Source organism: Mesorhizobium sp. M7A.F.Ca.ET.027.02.1.1 (assembly GCF_004022985.1).
In the GTDB taxonomy this organism is placed as follows: domain Bacteria; phylum Pseudomonadota; class Alphaproteobacteria; order Rhizobiales; family Rhizobiaceae; genus Mesorhizobium.
Window position 1 is genome coordinate 1 of record NZ_RZOL01000719.1, and the last position, 1,576, is coordinate 1,576.

At 65.4% G+C, this 1,576-nt stretch carries 3 protein-coding genes and 1 pseudogene; all 4 read right to left on the reverse strand.

The annotated features are described in order from the left end of the window. Positions 1-265: pseudogene (locus EN749_RS35495) on the reverse strand (hypothetical protein); the annotation flags it as partial. 219 nt (positions 266-484) lie between these two features. Beyond that, complete coding sequence (locus EN749_RS35500; RefSeq protein ID WP_128364916.1) at positions 485-667, reverse strand: hypothetical protein; 183 nt, start codon at positions 665-667, stop codon at positions 485-487. Positions 668-774: 107 nt separating this feature from the next. Continuing rightward, positions 775-1,353, reverse strand: coding sequence for a hypothetical protein (locus tag EN749_RS35505; RefSeq protein WP_189367958.1), 579 nt, complete (start codon positions 1,351-1,353; stop codon positions 775-777). Next, on the reverse strand, positions 1,265-1,576 hold a 312-nt coding region (locus EN749_RS38010), incomplete at its 5' end, for a hypothetical protein (RefSeq protein ID WP_210214759.1). The genes EN749_RS35505 and EN749_RS38010, both read right to left, overlap by 89 nt.

The following is a 1,576-nucleotide window of genomic DNA, read 5'->3' on the forward strand; positions in this document are numbered from 1 at the left end:
CGACCAGGCGGGCGACCAGCAACTTCGCCTCCCCGAACCCGACCCCATGCAGATGGGTCATCAGCGAGAACACATCCCCCTTCGCGTCGGAGAGTGGATCGAACCAGCCATTTCCGTCATGGATCACGATGACGATCTGGTCGCCGCGCCGGTATTTGACCGCACGTCGGGTACTCTCCTTCAGGTCGATTGCGTAACCGGCCTGATCCAGCGCCGCCGCGCAGGCCACCCTTTGTCGAAGTTCATCGAGTTCGTCCTGTTCCATGTCCCTCTTTCGTGCGCCGCAGGCGCCCGCCTTCCTTCAGGTTTTCTTTTCCCGCATCTTGCGGGGCGCCTTCCGGATGCCGCGAAGAGCAAAGGCGGCAAGGGCGCGGCTGGCAATGTGTGTTTTTGCACCGCGCCGTCGCCCGCGGGCCAGCCGCGGCGCAGCTTCCCTTGCCGCCGCAAGCACGCAAGCCGCACCTCCGGGAGGAGGGAAGCCGGCTCAATGAGCCGGCCCGTGTTCAAAGGGATCGTATTCGGCGAGGGTCTCGACCTCATCGTCGTCGAGTTCGGCGCTCGCCAGGACGCCGAATTCGTCGCTGGAGCGGAAGAGCGTGACCGGGACCATGAGGGTGCGGGCGAGCTGGAAGGCGTGGCTTTGGGCGAGGGACAGATCTTGCGACATCTGAGGGCTCCATCCTCGGAGCGGGCCAATTCCCGCTCGATGGCTCCTCAAGGGTCGGGCTCCGGGCGCGATCACCGCAGAGGCGAAGCCGGCGCGACCGCAGCTTGCTAGCGGACCCCTTCAGGGGTTGATCGTGGAAGATCCGGAGCTGGACCAGGAAGCCATCTCAAGAGAGCGGGGTTGGGCCGCGGGCCGAGCCCGCATGCCGCCCGATCGGCTCGCACATTGAACACGACCTGGATTTGGCAGATTTCGCGGCCAGGTCCCTTTCCAGATGTTCGAGCTCCGAGGCGGGACACGCGCAGCAGTCGCCCGCAGTCGAAGCCGAGAAGGTTGTAGTTGTCTTGGACATGCATTGCGAATGGCACGATCGAGCCCATTGCGGACATCAGCGGATTTGATGCTTCTGCCAGCCGAAATAGCCAGAGGCCGCCGCAGAGCGCCGTCAGATAGACAGCCGCTGCTGCCCCGAATAGGCCCTGCGCGCCGAGCGCAGTCATCATGCCGCCGGCGACGACGGGGCCGATGATCGCGGCCAGAGCATAGACGGAGGCAAGGGCGGCGGTGGCCGCCGTCAGCATCTCAGCCCGGAAGCGGTCACCGATCAGCGCGAGCCCAGCGGTGTAGAGCCCATAATTCGCGCCGCCCCAGACCAGCATCAGCCCGGCTACGGGCCAGAACCCCATACTTGGTCCGGAGAACCAACGGCAGGGTGCAGGCGAGCGATAGGCCGCAGCAACCAAGAACCGTGCGGCGGCGGCCAGCCTTGTCCAGCGCCAGCCCGATCAGCGGCTGCCCGATCACCAGGCCGACATGGAAAACCGCGGCGAGCCGCACCGCCTGCGAGACGTCGAAATCGCGATCGAGCATGATGACCGGCATGAGGCTGATGGCGATGGCATCAATCAT

Excerpts from the sequence above, each read along its gene's own strand:
- EN749_RS35500 (WP_128364916.1), bottom strand. The coding sequence starts at position 667 with ATGTCGCAAGATCTGTCCCTCGCCCAAAGCCACGCCTTCCAGCTCGCC.
- EN749_RS35505 (WP_189367958.1), bottom strand. The coding sequence starts at position 1,353 with ATGGGGTTCTGGCCCGTAGCCGGGCTGATGCTGGTCTGGGGCGGCGCG.